This window comes from Okeania sp. SIO2F4, assembly GCF_010672385.1.
Taxonomy (GTDB): domain Bacteria; phylum Cyanobacteriota; class Cyanobacteriia; order Cyanobacteriales; family Microcoleaceae; genus Trichodesmium.
The window spans coordinates 1-3,339 of sequence record NZ_JAAHGT010001027.1; the positions used below are offsets into that span (position 1 = coordinate 1).

2 protein-coding genes and 2 pseudogenes are annotated in these 3,339 nt (G+C 40.6%); all 4 read left to right on the top strand.

The genetic code is table 11. The annotated features are described in order from the left end of the window. Nucleotides 1-321 precede the first annotated feature (321 nt). A complete protein-coding gene (locus F6K22_RS36610) occupies nucleotides 322-705 on the top strand; it encodes a ribosomal maturation YjgA family protein (RefSeq protein ID WP_293109599.1) in 384 nt (127 codons plus the stop codon). 478 nt (nucleotides 706-1,183) lie between these two features. Further along, nucleotides 1,184-1,402 (top strand): annotated as a pseudogene (locus F6K22_RS36615) (zinc ribbon domain-containing protein); the annotation flags it as partial. 174 nt (nucleotides 1,403-1,576) lie between these two features. After that, entirely contained in the window at nucleotides 1,577-2,764 is a 1,188-nt protein-coding gene (locus tag F6K22_RS36620) for a S8 family peptidase (RefSeq protein ID WP_293109601.1), read from the top strand. Nucleotides 2,765-3,082: 318 nt separating this feature from the next. After that, nucleotides 3,083-3,339 (top strand): annotated as a pseudogene (locus F6K22_RS36625) (RNA-guided endonuclease TnpB family protein); the annotation flags it as partial.

The window sequence follows — 3,339 nt, forward strand, 5'->3', positions numbered from 1 at the left end:
TCTAATTCTTGTGTACCTAGACCATATAATTAGGACTCAGAAGTTAGAAGTCAGAAGTTAGGAGGAATTATAGGGGAGGTAGTAGGAAGAATTGTGCCTCGATTTTTCCACCCTTGTCTGCTCAAAATCCTTACATTTTGAGCTTAAAAGGAAATCTGGTTAAATTATTTTAATTACCCTGATTATTTGTAACATTCTTTTTTCAAATTGGTATTAGCCTTTATATGTAAATGCTTTTAGATTTAATCAGCAAGCTCTAATTATTTACTCCTGATTCCTGATTTTTTATACTTCGTTTTGAAGTGCGGAATGTAGGTTAATATGAAAAAATACAGAATTATTATTTTAATATGTTTGATTTTTACTGTAATTTTAGGTTTGGCAACTAAGTTCTATGAAGGGATTTTTTCTGAATGGCTGAACAATTCTTTTAGTTCGATTTTTTATGAAGCATTCTGGATTTTTTTAGTAATTTTTATTCGACCTCAACTTCCACCAGGTTTGGTAGCTTTTTTGGTTTTTCTTGTCACCTCATTGCTAGAATTTCTCCAATTATGGAAACCACCTTTTTTACAAGCTATTAGAGCTACTTTAATTGGCAGGCTGTTGTTAGGAAATACTTTTGTCTGGTGGGATTTTTTGTACTATATATTAGGCTGTACATTGACTTGGATATTTTTACATTACACCATGTCTGAAAAGTAATACTAATCCTGTATTTATCACAAATTTGGCGATTGCAAAAACCAGAAGTATTATCTGATATAGGTTTGAGGACTTGAGCCTCTAATTGAATTAATGGACAGTCTTTTTTGTGACATATATAATAGATAATAATGGTGAGATGACGGGGTTTGGAATTAGTACCCGTGGGCAACGGGGGATGGAAACTGTCTGCTAATAGCGTACTGCCAGGTGAGGGTCAGCTCATAGGTAAATGCTACGCAGAAATGCTTAACTGCGAGGTTAAAAAGCCCGCGCCGTAATCTTTTATTCGGCCTAGGGACGTCTGCGCGCGAGAGTTTAAACGTTCAAGGGATGATGCAAAATGGTAAATTGGCAGCATCAATAGCAAGGCTTGGATTGTATCAATTTAGACAACGATTGACAACCAAAATCGTAAGCTCTGGTGGAACTGTAGTGCAGTAGGGACGTTGCATGCAACGTCCCTACTGACCAGTGGTTTCCATCATCCAAAACTTGTCATAATGGCGGTCGTATTAATCAACAATTAAAGTTAAAAGACCGTACTTTTAACTGCCCTCACTGTGGAATGAGAATAGACTGGGACTTAAATGCGGCACTGGTGTTATCTCAGTATGGGGAAATTAATCAATCAAGTAGGGTAGGCTGTACCCGAATTTACGCTTGTGAACTGGAAGAGGCCGATCGACCAGGTTGAAGCAAGAAGCAAACATCTTTGACTGGCAAAACCCAGGTTTTACCAAGTTTTGCCGGAATTGTTTAGGTATTGTACAGCAGAAGTCACTACCTTCTATCCTTACAGATTTCATATTTAGGACTAGCGCAGTTATATACCGAATTCGTCAAATTAATTTCAAAAGGAGCAAAATTTATGTTAAAAGGAACCAAATATATCATCCTCCGAAGCCGAGAAATTCTAGTACCGACAAGAGATAATTTAGGGCTCAGAAGAGGTGCTGGGACTTTTGAATTGGCTCCTGAACAACTGGAAGTTGAGGAAACTGAACTTAGTCACTCCGAACACAATGACCTACGGCGTGACCCCCGAACTCTTGCTCTCGCACCAGCTTTGCCCTTGAAACTGATTGCACCAGTAGAATCAAAGGACGTAGCTACTCCGACTGCTGGGTCTACCTGGGGGATAGAAGCTGTTGGTGCAAATAGTTCTCCCTTCGATGGCAGTGACATCACTGTGGCCGTACTTGATACAGGAATCGATCCTTCTCATCCAGCTTTTGCCGGGGTTGCCCTGGTTCAAAAGAACTTTACGACTGAGTCGGATAATGATCTGAATGGTCATGGAACTCACTGTGCTGGGACAATCTTTGGTCAAGATGTTGAGGGAACTCGTATTGGCGTTGCTCGTAACATCAAGCGAGCCTTGATTGGTAAAGTCTTAGGAGCAGGAGGAGGGTCATCGCTCACCATCGCTAAAGCGATTCAATGGGCAGTCAATGAAGGGGCTCATGTAATCTCGATGTCCCTTGGTATTGATTTCCCTGGCTATGTAACATATTTGACTACAAGAGGACTGGAAATAGAAGCTGCCACCTCAATTGCTTTAGAGGAATATCGTGCCAATATCAATCTTTTCACACAACTATCCCGCTTCGTCCAAGCTCATGGATCGTTTGGCCAGGGAACAATTATTGTGGCTGCATCAGGAAATGAAAGTAACCGTCCCAGTTATGAGGTTTCGGTAGCTCCGCCTGCTGCTGGAACAGGGGTAATTGCGGTGGGAGCTTTACAAGAAAGTGCTAGTGGTTTTTCTGTAGCCAGGTTTTCTAATGACCAAGTCGATATCTGTGCTCCTGGGGTGGATGTAATATCAGCCAAAGTAGGTGGTGGGTTTGTTAGCTTCAGTGGAACTAGCATGGCTACACCTCATGTTGCTGGAGTTGCAGCTTTATGGGCACAACGTCAATTAGGGTTCACAGGGCGGGTCAATAATCAAGTATTAATGTCACGACTGATTTCCAGCGGAACACTTAAGTCTCTTGCTTCTGGTCAGGAAATAGATAATATTGGGACTGGAATAGTACAAGCTCCTCAGAGTTAATTTAGCTGGGTCGGCGAGAAGCTCTAGGTATAGAGTCTGAAGGACGAGCAGTGGAAAGGGAGCTGAAAACCTAAAAATAGGAAGTGAGAGTTAGCCATTGATTTTATAGCAACTGCCAGGGCAGTTAGGACACAGAAAAATATAAAATTATTAGACCATCTTATAAAGGCGATCGCTATGTTTCTCCTTTATGTCCTAAGCACCTTGGCGACTGCTATAATCAATGGTCATCGAACGACACGGGTTTTAACCCGTCATTATTCTTAATAAAAAAAAAGCTGATTTTTGGCTAATCTAAAACTAAGGAGGTGATGTAAATTGTATGGATGTCAGCAAAATTTAATTAAAGAATCTCCAGATGTAACGGCAATTCTTGAATATATCTGCTCTGAAGCCAATAAATTGACAAATTGTGGGATTTATTATTGCCGTCAAATGCTGTTCAAAACCGGAGTTTTTCTGACTAAAGCGGCACTCGATCGGCAACTAAAAAGTAATATCCACTTCAAAGCAATGCGGTCAGCTTGCGCTCAACAGACATTACATAGTGTGATTGAGTCGTTTAATTCTTATGG